The sequence below is a fragment of the Rhodococcus ruber NBRC 15591 genome, assembly GCF_001894945.1.
Lineage (GTDB): Bacteria > Actinomycetota > Actinomycetes > Mycobacteriales > Mycobacteriaceae > Rhodococcus > Rhodococcus ruber.
This window is the reverse complement of record NZ_BCXE01000023.1, coordinates 172156-186764: the sequence shown is the minus strand read 5'-3', so window position 1 is coordinate 186764 and position 14609 is coordinate 172156. Positions and strand designations below refer to the sequence as shown.

Below are 14609 nucleotides of genomic sequence, written 5' to 3'. Positions count from 1 at the left end.
GCAGGAGTCCTCAGTGTCCACCACCGCATCGGAAGTTTCCGGCATTTCGACAGCCGCTCCGCACTGCCTCGTCGAGCAGCGCGGTCCGGTCCTGATCGTCACCATGAACCGGCCCGAGGCGCGCAACGCCCTCTCCGGCGAGATGATGGCGATCATGGCCGAGGCGTGGGACCGCGTCGACAACGATCCGGAGATCCGGGTGGCCGTCCTGACCGGCGCGGGCGGCGCCTTCTGCGCGGGCGCCGACCTCAAGGCGATGAACCGGTCCGCCCCGGGCGACAAGTTCGAGCAGGGCGACGGCGGAGGATGGAACCTGTCCAGGCTGCCCGCGCTGCTCAAGGGCCGCCGCCTCACCAAACCGCTCATCGCCGCGGTGGAGGGGCCGGCCATCGCCGGCGGCACCGAGATCCTCCAGGGCACCGACATCAGGGTGGCCGGCGAGAGCGCGAAATTCGGTGTGTCCGAAGCAAAATGGGGCCTGTTCCCACTCGGTGGCTCGGCGGTGCGGCTCGTGCGTCAGATCCCCTACACGATCGCCGCCGACATCCTGCTCACCGGCCGGCACATCACGGCCCCCGAGGCGAAGGAGATCGGCCTGATCGGCCACGTCGTCCCCGACGGTCAGGCACTCGACAAGGCCCTCGAGATCGCCGGCACCATCGCCGCCAACGGCCCGCTCGCCGTCCGGGCCATCCTGAAGACCATCCGCGACACCGAGGGCATGCACGAGGAGGAGGCCTTCGAGATCGACGCGAAGCTCGGCGCCGAGGTCTTCAAGAGCGCCGACGCCAAGGAGGGCCCCCGCGCCTTCGCCGAGAAGCGGGCCCCGAAGTTCACCGGCGCCTGAGGGGCCTCTGCCCGCCCCCGCCGGCCGCCCCCGCCGACCGCCCCCGCCGACCGCCCCCGCCGGCCGCCCCCGCCGACCGAATGTCACATCGCGTCGATCACATCGAACCGGTGTGACATTCGGTCACGCGGCAGCAGTGGGTGCGCGCCGGGGCGGCGGGATCAGCCCAGGACGACGTCCGCCAAGGAACGCACGTGCTCGGCGTCGTGGCAGCTCACCAGCAGCATCGTCACGCCCGCGTCGGACCAGCGCTTCACCCCGGCACGGACCTCGTCGCGGTCGCCGACGATCATCGTCTCGGTGACCATCTCGTCGGGGATCGCGGCGGCGGCCTCGTCCTTGCGACCGGCGCGGAACAACCTGGTCACCTCGTCGACGACGTCGCCGTAGCCCATCCGCCGGTACACCTGGGCGTGGAAGTTCAGTTCGGGAGTGCCCATGCCTCCGACGTACAGGGCCGTGACGGGCTTGAGGCCCGCGACGGTCCCCGCCCGGTCGTCGGTGACGACGACCTGGCAGGTCGCGGCGATCTCGAAGTCGGCGCGGGTGCGCCGGGCGCCCGGACGGGAGAAGCCCTCGTCGAGCCACTCGTCGTACATCGGGGCCAGGCGCGGCGAGTAGTAGATGGCCAGCCATCCGTCGGCGATCTCGGCGGTCAACGCGACGTTCTTCGGTCCCTCGGCGCCGATCCAGATGGGGATGTCCGCGCGCAGCGGGTGCGTGATCGGCTTGAGCGGCTTGCCGAGTCCGGTGGCGCCGGGACCGTCGTACGGCAGCGGGTAGTGCGGCCCCGGGTTGGTCACCGGCTCGCGGCGGTCGAGCACCCGGCGCACGACCGAGACGTATTCGCGGGTGCGAGCGAGCGGTTTGGCGAAGGGCTCGCCGTACCATCCCTCGACGACCTGCGGGCCCGACACGCCGAGGCCCAGGATGTGCCGGCCGCCGCTGAGGTGGTCGAGGGTGAGGGCGTGCATGGCGCAGCTGGTGGGGGTGCGGGCGGAGACCTGCACGACGGACGTGCCGAGCCGCACCCGCTGCGTGCCCGAGCCCCACCAGGCGAGCGGTGTGAACGCATCCGAGCCCCACGACTCGGCGGCGAAGACCGCGTCGAAGCCCTCCGCTTCGGCGGCAGCGACGAGCTCTCCGGCGTTCGCGGGCGGCTGCGCCCCCCAGTAGCCGAGCTGCAGACCCAGTTTCATTGCACACCATTCCTTTCGGGGTGGGCCGAAGGCACCGCTGCTCGGACAGTACCCTTGCCACCGTCTCTAGAACCTGTTCTACTCGAAGTTGTGAGCCTGGGAAAGAGCGCGACCGCGGAGAAACCGCTGAGCGCACCACTGAACCTGAAGTTCGACTACACCCGATCCACGGGGCCGACCGTCGGCGCGTTCGTCACCGGTCTGCGCGACGGACGAATCCTCGGCGCCCGCGGTTCGGACGGACGAGTCCTCGTGCCGCCCCCGGAGTTCGACGCGGTCACCCACGAACCGCTCACCGACTTCGTCGAGGTCGGGCAGAGCGGCACGGTTCGCAGCTGGACCTGGAATCCGGATCCGTTGCCGGGCCAGCCGTTCGACCGTCCCTTCGCGTGGGCGCTGATCCAGTTGGACGGGGCCGACACGACGCTGCTGCACGCGGTCGACGTCCCCGACCCGGCGGACATGCGCACCGGGATGCGGGTGCGCGTGCGCTGGGCCGACGACCGCGTCGGCCACATCCGCGACATCGCCGGGTTCGAGCCCGGCGAGGCCGGCACCGTGACGGTGCGGCCGGAGGACTCCGGCGAACCGGTGACGATGATGATCACCCCGCTGGACCTGCACTACACGCACAGCGCGTCGTCCGAGGAGTCCTACTACCTGCGCGGGCTGGCCGAGGGCCGACTGATCGGCGGGCGCACCGGTCCCGGCGGCAAGGTCTACATCCCGCCGCGCGGCGCGAACCCCACCGACGGCATCCCCACCCGCGAGCAGGTCGAGGTGTCCGACAAGGGCATCGTGACCACGTTCTGCATCGTCAACGTGCCGTTTCTCGGGCAGCAGATCACGCCGCCCTACGTCGCGGCGTACGTGCTGCTCGACGGTGCCGACATCCCGTTCCTGCACCTGATCCTCGAGTGCGACGCCTCCGAGGTGCGCATGGGCATGCGGGTGGAGGCGAAGTGGCGCCCGCGCGAGGAGTGGGACTACACGCTGCGCAACATCGAGTACTTCCGGCCGACCGGCGAGCCGGACGCCGCCTACGAGACCTTCGAACACCACCTGTAAGGGAGCCGCGCCCACCATGACAGACATCGCAGTCGTCGGCTTCGCGCAGGCACCTCACGTGCGCGAGACCACCGGCACCACCAACGGCGTCGAGATGCTCGTCCCGTGCTTCCGGGAGCTCTACGACAAGCTGGGTATCACCAAGTCCGACATCGGTTTCTGGTGTTCGGGCTCGTCGGACTACCTGGCCGGCCGGGCGTTCTCGTTCATCTCCGCCGTGGACGCGCTCGGCGCGGTGCCGCCGATCAACGAATCCCACGTCGAGATGGACGCCGCCTGGGCGCTGTACGAGGCGTGGGTCAAGCTGCTCACCGGGGAGGTCGACACCGCGCTCGTGTACGGCTTCGGCAAGTCCTCGGCGGGCACGCTGCGCCAGGTCCTCGGCGTGCAGCTCGACCCGTACCTCGTCGCACCGCTCGGCCTCGACTCCGTCTCGCTCGCCGGGCTGCAGGCCCGGTTCGGACTCGACGCCGGCACGTGGACGGAGGAGGACATGGCGCAGGTCGCCGTCCGCGCGCGGGCCGCCGCCAAGGACAATCCGAATGCCCAGATCAGCGGCGACGTCACGGTCGAGGAACTGCTCGACCGGCCCTACGTCGCCGACCCGTTGCGAAGGCACGACTGCGCCCCGGTCACCGACGGCGCCGCCGCCGTCGTGCTCGCCACCGGCGACCGGGCCCGCGAGCTGTGCGAGAACCCCGCCTGGATCACCGGCATCGAGCACCGCATCGACACCCCGAACTTCGGCTCGCGGGACCTGACGCAGGCACCGTCCGCCGCCGCGGCCGCCGCGGCGGTGACCGGCGGGGACACCGCCTTCGACGTCGCCGAGTTGCACGCCCCGTTCACGCATCAGGAGCTGATCCTGCGCGAGGCGCTCGGCCTCTCGGGCGCGACGGCGGTCAACCCGACCGGGGGTCCGCTCACCGGCAACCCCATGTTCTCCGGCGGACTCGAACGCATCGGCTGCGCCGCGCAGGCGATCATGGACGGCCGCGCCGGACGTGCGCTCGCACACGCGACGAGTGGGGCTGTGCTGCAACAGAATCTGGTAGCAGTTCTGGAGGGACGCAACTGATGGGCAAGCAACTCGCCGCTGTCCTCGGCACGGGACAGACCCACTACGTCGCCAAACGGCACGACGTGTCGATGTCCGGTCTCGTCCGCGAGGCGATCGACCGGGCGCTCGCGGACGCGGACGTGGGCTGGGACGACATCGACGCCGTCGTCATCGGCAAGGCCCCGGACCTGTTCGAGGGCGTGATGATGCCCGAACTGGGCATGGTCGACGCGATCGGCGCCACCGGCAAGCCCATGCTGCGGGTCCACACCGCCGGGTCGGTCGGCGGGTCCACCGCCAACGTCGCCGCCAGCCTCGTCCAGGCCGGCGTGCACCGACGGGTGCTGGCCGTGGCGTGGGAGAAGCAGTCCGAATCGAACGCCATGTGGGCGTTGTCCACCCCGGTGCCGTTCACCATGCCGGTCGGGGCGGGCGCCGGTGGCTACTTCGCCCCCCACGTGCGCTCCTACATCCGGCGCTCGGGCGCCCCCGAGCACATCGGCGCGATGGTGGCCGTCAAGGACCGCCTCAACGGCGCGAAGAACCCCTACGCGCACCTCAAGCAGCCGGACATCACGCTCGAGTCGGTGCAGGCGTCGCAGATGCTGTGGGACCCCATCCGCTACGACGAGACCTGCCCCTCGTCGGACGGCGCGTGCGCCGTGGTGATCGGCGACGAGGACTCGGCCGCGGCAGTCGAGGCGCAGGGCCGGGGCGTCGCGTGGATCCACGCCACCGCGATGCGAACCGAGCCGACCACGTACGCGGGACGCGACCAGGTCAACCCCGAGGCGGGCCGGATGGCCGCGGCGGCGCTGTGGAAGGCCGCGGGGATCACCGACCCGCTCACCGAGATCGACTGCGCCGAGATCTACGTCCCCTTCTCGTGGTTCGAACCGATGTGGCTCGAGAACCTCGGCTTCACCCCGGAACGTTCCGGCTGGAAGCTCACCGAGTCCGGGGAAACGGCACTCGGTGGTCAGCTGCCGGTCAACATGTCCGGCGGGGTGCTCTCGTCCAACCCGATCGGCGCGTCCGGAATGATCCGATTCGCCGAGGCGGCGATGCAGGTGATGCACCGCGCCGGGGAACATCAGGTCGACGGTGCGCGCAAGGCGCTCGGGCATGCGTACGGTGGTGGCTCGCAGTACTTCTCGATGTGGGTCGTCAGCTCGGACCGACCGGAACGATAGGCACGGACCGTGGTGGACTTCACCGTCGGCGTCGCGATGACGCCGCTCGATCAACTCGCCGACCTGGCCCGCACTGCCGAAGAGTGCGGGTTCGCCTCGATCGCGCTGCCCGACTCCCTGTTCTACATGGAGAAGCAGAGCGTCGACTACCCGTACACTCCCGACGGGTCGCGGATGTGGACCGAGGACACCCCGTGGGTGGATCCGTTGATCGCCGCGGCCGCGATGGGGGCGGTCACGTCGACGCTCCGGTTCTACACCCAGGTCCTCAAGCTCGGCTCCCGCAACCCCGTGCTGCTGGCCCGCCAGGTCGGGTCGGTCGCCAACCTGACCGGGAACCGCTTCGGCTTCGGCGTGGGAATCGGCTGGGCCCCGGAGGAATTCGAGTGGTGCGGCGTCCCGTACGCGCGGCGCGGCAAGCGGGTCGACGAGATGATCGAGGTCATCAGGCTCATCCTCGGCGGCGGCATGGTCGAACACCACGGCGAGTTCTTCGACTTCGACCGCCTGCAGATGAGCCCTGCCCCCAGCGCACCGGTGCCGTTCTACATCGGCGGCCACACCGACGTCGCGCTGCGCCGCGCGGCCCGGATCGGCGACGGCTGGACCTCGGCGATGATCCGCTTCGACGACCTCGTCGACGTGGTCGCGCGACTGCGCGAACTGCGCGCCGAATACGGCCGCGCCGACGAGCCGTTCGAGATCCAGGCCGTGTGCGTCGACCGGTTCGGCAGCGCGGGGTACGCCGAACTCGAGGACGCCGGGGTCACCGACATCATCGTGGTGCCGTGGATCTTCGACGGGCACGGCTTCGACAGTCCCCTCGAGGCGAAGCAGGAGTCCCTGCACAGATTCGCCGACAGGTACATCCATCGAAGGGAGCAGGCATGAGCGACGAACATCCGGCGCGGGTGGCCGCGCGGGCGTCCCAGGCCGCGGCCAGCGGGAAGCGCAAGGACGAGTGGCTGGCGCTGTTCGCCGAGAACGGGGTCGTCGAGGACCCGGTCGGTCCGTCCGGGTTCGACCCGGAGGGCACGGGGCACCACGGGCGCGAGGCGATCTCGCGCTTCTACGACATGACCATCGCGAACACCGACCGGCTCGAGTTCCTCGTCGACGACGTGCTGGTGTGCGGCGACGAGTGCGTCAACATCGGCACCATCCGCACCACCCTCGGCGGCAACGTGATCGACGCCGAGGGCGTGTTCGTCTACCGCGTGGACGACGACGGCCGGATCGCGTCGCTGCGCGCCTTCTGGGAAGTCGAGCGGGCCATGAAGACGGTTCGCCCCGCAGCCGGGGCGGCGCGCGGCTAGAGTCCGGCCATGACCGTCGGCGGGATCGTCCTCGCGGCGGGGGGCGGCACGCGACTGGGCGGGCGCGCGAAAGCACTGCTCCCCCACCGCGGCCACCCGCTGCTGCACACCGTGGTGGCCGCGCTCACCGCCGGGGGCTGCGACGAGATCACGGTGGTCGCCGGCGCCTACGCCGACGACGTCGTCGCCGCGTGCCCGCCCGGCATCCGAACCGTCGTCAATCCGCGCTGGGCCGAGGGGATGTCGACGTCGCTGCGGGCCGGGATGGACGCCACGACGGGCCACGAGGTGATCGCCCTGACCGTCGTCGACTTTCCCGGCATCACCGCCGGACTCGTCCGAACCGTGCTGGCCGCGCACCGCCCCGGCACGATCACCGTGCCGATGTTCGGCGACCGCCCCGGCCATCCTGTGGTGTTCGACCGGCGTGATGCCGAGGCGGCGGCCCGGGAGGCCGTCGGCGACGAGGGTGCCCGGCGATTCCTCGCCGGCCACCGCGACCGGGTGCGGCGGCTGGACTGCACGGGTCTCGCCGATCCGGGAGACGTCGACGTGCCCGGCGATCTGGCGCTGCTGGACCGGCGGGACGTCACGCGCGGCGATACCTGATCGCCGAGCCCAGGACGATCGTCACGGCGCAGGACAGCACCAGCATCGTGCAGACGGCCCCGAGTGCGGCCACCGTCGGCGTGGCCGTCCCCGGCACCACCAGGGACGCGAGCAGGAGCGACGCCACCGAGGTGCCCACGGCCGACGCGGCGGTGCGCAGCACGGTCTGGCTGCCGGCCATCTCGCTCGTGTTGTGTTCCGGGACGGACTCGACGAGCAGGTTCGGCAGCGCGGTGTACGCGAACGCCGTCGCCACCGAGACGGCCACCACCAGCAGCGTCATCCCGAGCACCGAGGCCCGGAAGAAGAAGAATCCGGCGCACGCCACGAGGAACACCACGCTGCCGAGCAGCAGCGACGACCGTGCCCCCACCGCGGCGGCGATCCGGCCCGCGACGGGCGTGAACGCCATGCCGATCATCGCGCCGACGAACGACAGCGTTCCGGCGTAGGTGGGTGTGAGTCCGAGGCCGAACGGCGCGGAGGTGGGGCTCTGCATGATGATCGGGATGATCATCGTCCCGACCCCGATCGGTCCGACGCCGAGGGCCACCCCGGCGAGCATCGTCAGCGCGACGTTGCGTTCGGCGAGCAGGCGCAGGTTCACGATCGGGGACGGCCGGCCGAGCTCCCACCACACCCACCAGGCGAAGATCGCCGTACCGACGACGATCGGCGCGAGGACGCGGCCGTCGCTCCAGCCCCAGGCGCGGCTCTGGGTCAACCCGAACAGGACGGCGGCCACGGCCGTCGCCAGGCCGGCCGCGCCCACCACGTCGATCGGCTGCCGGTGGTGGTGGCGGCGTCGCCACGGCAGCACGGCCTCGACCAGGAAGATGCAGGCGACGGCGTACGCCGCGGCGACGACGAAGATGTACCGCCAGTCCCCGAGGTCGATGAGAATGCCGGCGACGAGCAGGGAGGCGGCCCCGGCCGCGACGGCGGATCCGGAGATCAGTGCGACGGCCATCGGGACGCGTTCCGCGGGCAGGTGCTCACGGGCGAGCCCGATGCACAGCGGCAGGATCGCGCCCGCCACCCCCTGGATCGCCCGGCCGGCGATGATGGCCTCGAGGGTCCCGAACGCCATGCTGACGATCGAGCCGGTGGCGGCGCAGGCCAGCACGAACATCAGCACCCGTTCGCGACCGTACATGTCGCCGAGCCGGCCGCACACTGCCGCCGAGGCCGCCGCCACCAGCAGAAACGCCGTCACGGTCCATCCGACCGCGGAGGCGTCCGCCTCGAAGACCCGGGCGAACGTCGGCAGCGCCGCGTACATCATCGACGTCTCGAATGCGCTGATGACTTCGACGGCGATGAGAATGGCCACCACCGCCCACACGGGTCGGGTCCGCTCGTAGCGGCGTTCGGCACGGGTCGAGGGTGCCCGTTCGGGTGCCAACGATGTACTCATGAATACTCCTACGGTTCGTCGGTGTGAACCGTACGGACGGAGTACGCCGAGTGTGACGCAGGACCCACTGAGCGGGACCGGGCGGCCGGCGTCGTCCTTACGCGCCGGCCATGTGCCGGACCGCCAGGTGGGCGAACAACGCGCTGGTGCCGATCGGGTTGCCGCCGCCGGGGTAGACGGTGCCGCTCGGGGCGGCCATCGTGTTGCCCGCCGCGTACAGCCCGGGGATGGACGTCCCGGCGCCGTCGAGCACGCGGCCGACGGTGTCGGTGCGCAGGCCGCCCTTGGTGCCGAGGTCCGAGATGCCGAACTGCGCGGCGTGGAACGGGCCCTTCTCGATCGGGACCAGCGCCGAACCGCCGCCGGTGAACGCCACGTCGTAGGGCTCGTCCCCGCGGCCGAAGTCCTCGTCGACGCCGCCGGCGGCGAGGCGGTTGAACCGTGCGACGGTCGCCTCGAGCGCCTCGGCCGACACCCCGATCTGCCCGGCGAGTTCGGCGAGCGTGTCGGCGGTCTTCCACAGTCCCGCCGCCTCGTACTTCTCGGTCTCCACGAGCGGAACGTTCGTCGCCGCGATCGGCGGCACCACCCCGCTCCGGTCGTCGTAGATCATCCAGAACGGCAGCGTCATCTCGCCCTTGTCCATGCGGGCGATGATGTCGCGGCCGAGCCGGTCGTAGGGCGCGTACTCGTTGGTGAAGCGATTGCCGTCCTGGTCGACGAAGATGCCGCCGGTGAAGCACAGCGCGAAGGCCGAGCGCCCGTCGGGGTGGGTCAGCCCCGGCGACCACCACGCCTCGCTCATCAGGTCGACGTCGGCACCGATCGCGATGGCCGCCTGGTGGGCCTTGCCGAGGTTGGACCACGGCCCCATCGAATCGCGGGCCGCGCCGGGGACGCCGTACCGTGCGCGCATCTCGTCGTTGTGGTCGAATCCGCCGGCGGCGAGCACGACGCCCTTGCGGGCCCGCACCGCGCGCCGCTGCTCGCCGTGGGAGACGATCGCGCCGACCACGGCGCCGTCCTCGACGACGAGTTCCTCGAGCGGCGTGTTCCGGTGCAGCTGCACGTTCGGGTACTTGCGCATGGCGACCAGGAACCGGCCGATGAGGGCACGCCCACCGATCAGCTTGTCCGGCAACGGATCCCCGTTGCGCTCGCGACCCAGCGGCCCGCGGACGGATTCGTTGAGTTCCGGGTCGTCGGCGACGGACCGCGGGGTCGGTGCGATGTGACGGCCCTTCGCGCTGGCCTTGGGAGCCTTGCCGAAGTAGTCCGGCCACGGGTAGGCCGTGAACTCGATGTCCTCGTCGGCCTCGAGGTAGTCGATCAGGGGTGCGCCGCCACGGACGTAGGCGTCCTGCAGGTCGCGGGGGGTGCGGTCGCCGACGACGGCATGGTAGTAGGTCAGGGCGTCGTCGATGGTGTCGTCGTCGCCGGCACGTCGCAGCACGGCGTTGGTGGGGAACCAGACCCCACCGCCGCCGGAGTAGGCGGTGGTGCCGCCGAAGTACTCGGAGGCCTCGACCAGGACGACCGACAGTCCCTCACGGGCGGCGGTGTACGCGCCGCAGCAGCCTCCCGCCCCCGATCCCACGACGAGGACGTCGCATTCCTCTGCCCAATCCACCATGCTCGAAGCCTTTCGCCGATTCCGTTCCGGGAGCACGTGACACTATTTCCGCAACCGCGGCGCACGGGAGAGGACGTCTCACTGGGCGGAACAACAGGCCCGGGCCCTGCCGCACGCGAGATCTCCGCCGTTCGGTCCGCACGGCCGGACCCGGCACGGCGACGTCGCACAGGCCGATCCCGGTCAGCAGGACCGGAAGCTGCCGGCCCTCGGCGGCCGAAATACTGTGGCCGAGCACCCCGCCCTCACCCCCAATTTCGGCGGGGTGCACCCACCTCGCCGGCTTCTGCGGTACTCCCCACCTCTGTCCGACATCCCTCCGCGCGCCGAACGGGAACGGCGACCGGATCCGCAGGACGCCGGGGCCAGCGGTCGGCACGGCGGCGCCGTAGGAGCCCCGATCGCCCCGGCGCCGTGGCATCGGGTCAGTGCTCGACGGGGCAGCCGCCCTCCGTCCTGTAGTCCACCCGGAACTCCTTGATGCCGTTGAGCCAGCCGGACCGCAACCGGCGCGGATCGGCGACCTTGGTGATGTCGGGCATGTAGTCGGCGATCGCGTTGAACACGAGGTCGATCTCCATCCGCGCCAGGTTGGCGCCGAGGCAGTAGTGCGCGCCGGTTCCGCCGAACGCGAGGTGCGGGTTGGGATCTCGCAGGATGTCGAATGTCCGGGGGTTCTCGAACACCTCCTCGTCGTTGTTCGCCGACGCGTACAGCATCACGACGCGGTCGCCCTTGCGAATCGTCTGCCCGCCGAGTTCGGTGTCCTCGAGCGCGGTGCGCTGGAACGACGTGACCGGCGTGGCCCAGCGGATGATCTCGTCGGCCGCGGTCTTCGGGCGGTCCCGCTTGAAGATCTCCCACTGCTCCGGGTTGTCGAGGAACGCCGCCATGCCGTGCGTGATCGCGTTGCGGGTGGTCTCGTTGCCGGCGACGGCGAGCACGATGAAGAAGAAGCCGAACTCCTCGGGTGAGAGCTCGTCCCCGTCGATGTCCGCCTCGATCAGCGTGGTGACGATGTCGTCCGCCGGGCACTCCTTGCGCGCGGCGGCCATCTGGTACGCGTAGCCGAGAACCTCCATCGACGCGGCCGCGGGGTCGGCGGTGTTGTCCGGATCGTCGTAGCCGGTCATCTGATTCGACCACTCGAAGATCTTGTCCCGGTCCTCCTGCGGGACGCCGATCAGTTCGGCGATGGCCTGCAGGGGCAGCTCGGCGGCGACCTGGGTGACGAAATCGCCCCGGCCGGCCTGGCAGGCTTCCTCGACGATCTTCTTCGCGCGGGCGTTCAGCTCGTCCCGGAGGCCGTTGATGGCGCGCGGGGTGAACCCGCGGGCGACGAGTTTGCGCAGCTTGGTGTGCTCGGGAGCGTCCTTGTTGAGCAGGACGTGCCGCTGCAGTTCGATGGCCTCGCGCGGGATGTCGTCGTTGAACCGCGGGATGGCGGTGTTCTCCCAGTTGGAGAACACGTCGCTGCGGCGGGAGACCTCACGGACCTCCTCGTGCCGGGACACGACCCAGAATCCCTCGTCGTGGAACCCGCCGACGTCCGGGGATTTCTTGTTCCACCAGACGGGGGCCGTCCTACGCAGCTCGGCGAACTCCTCGAACGGCATCCGCTCGGCGTAGAGATCCGGATCGGTGAAGTCGATGTCTTCGGGGATGTTGGGCTGCGCCACTGAATTCTCTCCTACCCTGACGAGTGCACCGGGTCGCGATGTGGAACACGTTCTAAAAGCATTCAAGCACAGGGCGGCCCGCAGGCCAAGGAATCGCCAAGTCCCGATCATTCGGACCACACCTTGTCCGCCACGACAACCTGTTCTACTTTGCGAGGACAAGGATCAGAAAGGAGCCCACCGTGGGCACACCAGTCATCGTCGAGGCGGCACGCACCCCGATCGGCAAGCGCGGCGGCTGGCTCGCCGGCCTGCACGCTGCCGAGATCCTCGGGGCCGCGCAGAGCGGACTGATCGAGCGTGCGGGCCTCGATCCCGCCCTCGTCGAGCAGGTGATCGGCGGGTGCGTCACACAGGCCGGCGCGCAGTCCAACAACATCACCCGCACCGCCTGGCTGCACGCCGGACTGCCGTGGCAGGTCGGCGCCACCACGATCGACTGCCAGTGCGGGTCGGCCCAGCAGGCCAACCACCTGATCGCCGGGCTCATCGCCACCGGCGCCATCGACGTCGGCATCGCCTGCGGTATCGAGGCGATGTCCCAGGTGCCGCTCGGCGCGAACGTCGGCGAACTCGCCGGCCCGCGCCGCCCCGAGTCGTGGAACATCGACATGCCCAACCAGTTCGAGGCGGCCGAGCGCATCGCTCGCCGGCGCGGCATCACCCGCGAGGACGTCGACGCCCTCGGCGTCCGGTCGCAGGCGCTGGCCGAGCAGGCCTGGGACGAGGGCCGATTCGACCGCGAGGTGCTGCCCGTCGTCGCACCCGTCGTCGACAAGGCGGGCGCGCTCACCGGCGAGAAGCAGACCGTCGCCCGCGACCAGGGCCTGCGCGAGACGACCGCGGAGTCGCTCGCGAAGCTGAAGCCGGTCCTCGACGGCGGCATCCACACGGCCGGCACCTCGTCGCAGATCTCCGACGGCGCGGCCGCGGTGCTGCTCATGGATTCCGACCGCGCCGCGGCGCTCGGCCTGAAGCCGCGGGCTCGGATCGTCTCGCAGGCCCTCGTCGGCGCCGAGCCCGAGTTCCATCTCGACGGACCGGTGCAGGCGACGAGCCGCGTCCTCGACAAGTCCGGGATGGCGATCGGCGACCTGGACCTGTTCGAGGTCAACGAGGCGTTCGCGTCGGTGCTGCTGTCGTGGGCGCGGGTGCACGAGCCCGACATGGACAAGGTCAACGTGAACGGTGGCGCGATCGCGCTCGGCCACCCCGTCGGCTCCACCGGCTCGCGGCTGATCACCACCGCCCTGCACGAGCTCGAGCGGCGCGACGGCTCGACCGCGCTGATCACCATGTGCGCCGGCGGCGCGCTGGCCACCGGCACGATCATCGAGCGGATCTGACATGAGCGCAGCCGCCGCGCCGAAGGGCCTCGACTCGAAGTGGACGGTGCCGGTCATCAAGTGGATGTCGCGCGCCAACGTGGCGGCCTACAAGGCCACCGGGGGCCGGATCGGTGGAAAGTGGCGGGTGGGCAGCGCCTTCCCGTGGGGCATCCCCGTCTGCCTGCTCACCACCACGGGCCGCAAGACCGGGCAGCCACGGACCGTCCCCCTGCTGTTCCTCGAGGACGGCGAGCGGGTGGTGCTCGTCGCATCCCAGGGCGGCCTGCCTCAGCACCCGCTGTGGTTCCGCAACATCCGCGCCGATCCGCGGGTGACCGTGCAGGTGCGCTCGCGGGTGCGGCAGATGACGGCGCGGGTGGCGACGCCCGAGGAGCGGTCGCACTACTGGCCGCGGCTGGTGGCGATGTACGCGGATTTCGACAATTATCAGTCCTGGACGGATCGGGTCATCCCGGTGGTGGTGTGCGAGTGATCTTCGCGGGAGCCGGCACGGCCGGGCACGAACCAGTGGGGTGCCCGGTCGAGCTGCTCTCGAGAAGGGATGTCACCCGATGACAACCGCCAACCACGACCGCGTACTCGACAAGCGGGAGATCGCCGCCGCACTGCTGCGCGCGCTCGAACGCCGGCACGAGGTCCTCGATGCCATCGTCGAGAGCGACGACCGGGCCGAGGCGGTCACGACCGTCGCGCGGCTGCTCGACACGAACGAGTCGTGCGCCGAAGCGGTGCTCAACCTTCCGTTCCGGCGGCTGACCAAGGCGGAGCGGAAGAAGATCCGGGAGGAACTCGACGACCTCGACGCGGTGCTGAAGTGGACGCCCGCCGAACGTCCGTACGCCACCGGTGCCCACTTCCGGCTGCGTCAGTTCAGCAACAGCGATCGGGACCGCGAGCTGTTCCGCGCGCGGTGCGAGGAGCAGCTCGGCGACGCCGGCGAGGAGCGGGTCGAGCAGGAACGCGCCGCCGGCCTGTCGCGCATCGACGACGAGTCCGCGGTGTGGCTGGTCGCCGAGGACCTGTCCGGCACCGACCCCAAGCCGGTCGGTTTCGCGTTCGGTGAGCTCCAGGGCCACGAGGTCGACGTCGCGATCTGGGTCCACCCGGAGCTGCGCAAGCAGGGCTACGGCACCGCGACCCTCAAGCACGCCCGCACCGAGCTGGCCGCGTACTTCCCCGGCACCACCATCATCGTCCGTTCGCCCGCATAGTCGCCCCCACCCGTGCGCGCTTTCGGTA

General features: G+C 70.7%; 14 protein-coding genes. 10 read left to right on the top strand and 4 right to left on the bottom strand.

Annotation, left to right across the window (positions count from 1 at the left end; all coding sequences use genetic code 11):
• The first annotated feature begins 13 nt into the window (after positions 1-13).
• Positions 14-847 (top strand): crotonase/enoyl-CoA hydratase family protein, encoded by an 834-nt coding sequence (locus RR3_RS16805; protein WP_017680984.1) that lies wholly within the window; start codon positions 14-16, stop codon positions 845-847.
• Positions 848-1008: 161 nt separating this feature from the next.
• Here RR3_RS16805 and RR3_RS16800 read toward each other — a convergent pair whose 3' ends face one another.
• Entirely contained in the window at positions 1009-2046 is a 1038-nt protein-coding gene (locus tag RR3_RS16800) for an LLM class F420-dependent oxidoreductase (RefSeq protein WP_010594458.1), read from the bottom strand.
• A gap of 90 nt (positions 2047-2136) precedes the next feature.
• Here RR3_RS16800 and RR3_RS16795 point away from each other — a divergent pair, with 90 nt between their 5' ends.
• Genes RR3_RS16795 through RR3_RS16770 form a run of 6 tightly spaced genes read left to right on the top strand, consistent with a single transcriptional unit; the run spans position 2137 to position 7292 of the window.
• The gene (locus RR3_RS16795; protein WP_017680982.1) at positions 2137-3114 is read left to right on the top strand and encodes a Zn-ribbon domain-containing OB-fold protein; all 978 of its coding nucleotides are present in this window, start codon (positions 2137-2139) and stop codon (positions 3112-3114) included.
• 16 nt (positions 3115-3130) lie between these two features.
• The gene (locus tag RR3_RS16790; protein ID WP_064066753.1) at positions 3131-4192 is read left to right on the top strand and encodes a thiolase family protein; all 1062 of its coding nucleotides are present in this window, start codon (positions 3131-3133) and stop codon (positions 4190-4192) included.
• Positions 4192-5367, top strand: coding sequence for a thiolase family protein (locus tag RR3_RS16785; protein ID WP_017680980.1), 1176 nt, complete (start codon positions 4192-4194; stop codon positions 5365-5367). Before RR3_RS16790 ends, RR3_RS16785 begins: the two co-directional genes overlap by 1 nt.
• 12 nt (positions 5368-5379) lie before the next feature.
• The gene (locus RR3_RS16780; RefSeq protein WP_026137822.1) at positions 5380-6258 is read left to right on the top strand and encodes a TIGR03619 family F420-dependent LLM class oxidoreductase; all 879 of its coding nucleotides are present in this window, start codon (positions 5380-5382) and stop codon (positions 6256-6258) included.
• Entirely contained in the window at positions 6255-6683 is a 429-nt protein-coding gene (locus RR3_RS16775) for a nuclear transport factor 2 family protein (RefSeq protein WP_010594464.1), read from the top strand. Before RR3_RS16780 ends, RR3_RS16775 begins: the two co-directional genes overlap by 4 nt.
• A 9-nt stretch (positions 6684-6692) precedes the next feature.
• Positions 6693-7292 carry a nucleotidyltransferase family protein gene (locus RR3_RS16770; RefSeq protein WP_010594465.1) on the top strand — a complete coding sequence of 200 codons (600 nt, stop codon included), beginning with the start codon at positions 6693-6695 and terminating at the stop codon, positions 7290-7292.
• Here the strand turns inward: RR3_RS16770 and RR3_RS16765 are convergent.
• The 3 genes from RR3_RS16765 to RR3_RS16755 all read right to left on the bottom strand — a co-directional run bounded on the left by RR3_RS16765 (position 7273) and on the right by RR3_RS16755 (position 12021).
• Positions 7273-8709, bottom strand: coding sequence for an MFS transporter (locus tag RR3_RS16765; protein ID WP_234420161.1), 1437 nt, complete (start codon positions 8707-8709; stop codon positions 7273-7275). The two genes, RR3_RS16770 and RR3_RS16765, sit on opposite strands and share 20 nt — an antisense overlap.
• A gap of 97 nt (positions 8710-8806) precedes the next feature.
• The gene (locus RR3_RS16760; protein ID WP_255325553.1) at positions 8807-10378 is read right to left on the bottom strand and encodes an FAD-binding protein; all 1572 of its coding nucleotides are present in this window, start codon (positions 10376-10378) and stop codon (positions 8807-8809) included.
• 389 nt (positions 10379-10767) lie between these two features.
• Positions 10768-12021 (bottom strand): cytochrome P450, encoded by a 1254-nt coding sequence (locus RR3_RS16755; protein WP_010594468.1) that lies wholly within the window; start codon positions 12019-12021, stop codon positions 10768-10770.
• A gap of 182 nt (positions 12022-12203) precedes the next feature.
• On the opposite strand from RR3_RS16755, the gene RR3_RS16750 reads away from it, so the two are divergent.
• The 3 genes from RR3_RS16750 to RR3_RS16740 all read left to right on the top strand — a co-directional run bounded on the left by RR3_RS16750 (position 12204) and on the right by RR3_RS16740 (position 14581).
• On the top strand, positions 12204-13367 hold the full coding sequence (locus RR3_RS16750; protein ID WP_010594469.1) for a steroid 3-ketoacyl-CoA thiolase: 1164 nt from the start codon (positions 12204-12206) through the stop codon (positions 13365-13367).
• Position 13368: 1 nt separating this feature from the next.
• Positions 13369-13842 (top strand): nitroreductase family deazaflavin-dependent oxidoreductase, encoded by a 474-nt coding sequence (locus tag RR3_RS16745; protein WP_010594470.1) that lies wholly within the window; start codon positions 13369-13371, stop codon positions 13840-13842.
• A gap of 79 nt (positions 13843-13921) precedes the next feature.
• The gene (locus RR3_RS16740; RefSeq protein ID WP_010594471.1) at positions 13922-14581 is read left to right on the top strand and encodes a GNAT family N-acetyltransferase; all 660 of its coding nucleotides are present in this window, start codon (positions 13922-13924) and stop codon (positions 14579-14581) included.
• Positions 14582-14609 lie beyond the last annotated feature (28 nt).

What these genes read in the sequence shown, in the direction of transcription:
- RR3_RS16800 (WP_010594458.1), bottom strand. Translation starts at nt 2,046, where the DNA reads ATGAAACTGGGTCTGCAGCTCGGCTACTGGGGGGCGCAGCCGCCCGCG.
- RR3_RS16790 (WP_064066753.1), top strand. Translation starts at nt 3,131, where the DNA reads ATGACAGACATCGCAGTCGTCGGCTTCGCGCAGGCACCTCACGTGCGC.
- RR3_RS16785 (WP_017680980.1), top strand. Translation starts at nt 4,192, where the DNA reads ATGGGCAAGCAACTCGCCGCTGTCCTCGGCACGGGACAGACCCACTAC.
- RR3_RS16775 (WP_010594464.1), top strand. Translation starts at nt 6,255, where the DNA reads ATGAGCGACGAACATCCGGCGCGGGTGGCCGCGCGGGCGTCCCAGGCC.
- RR3_RS16770 (WP_010594465.1), top strand. Translation starts at nt 6,693, where the DNA reads ATGACCGTCGGCGGGATCGTCCTCGCGGCGGGGGGCGGCACGCGACTG.
- RR3_RS16765 (WP_234420161.1), bottom strand. Translation starts at nt 8,709, where the DNA reads ATGAGTACATCGTTGGCACCCGAACGGGCACCCTCGACCCGTGCCGAA.
- RR3_RS16745 (WP_010594470.1), top strand. Translation starts at nt 13,369, where the DNA reads ATGAGCGCAGCCGCCGCGCCGAAGGGCCTCGACTCGAAGTGGACGGTG.
- RR3_RS16740 (WP_010594471.1), top strand. Translation starts at nt 13,922, where the DNA reads ATGACAACCGCCAACCACGACCGCGTACTCGACAAGCGGGAGATCGCC.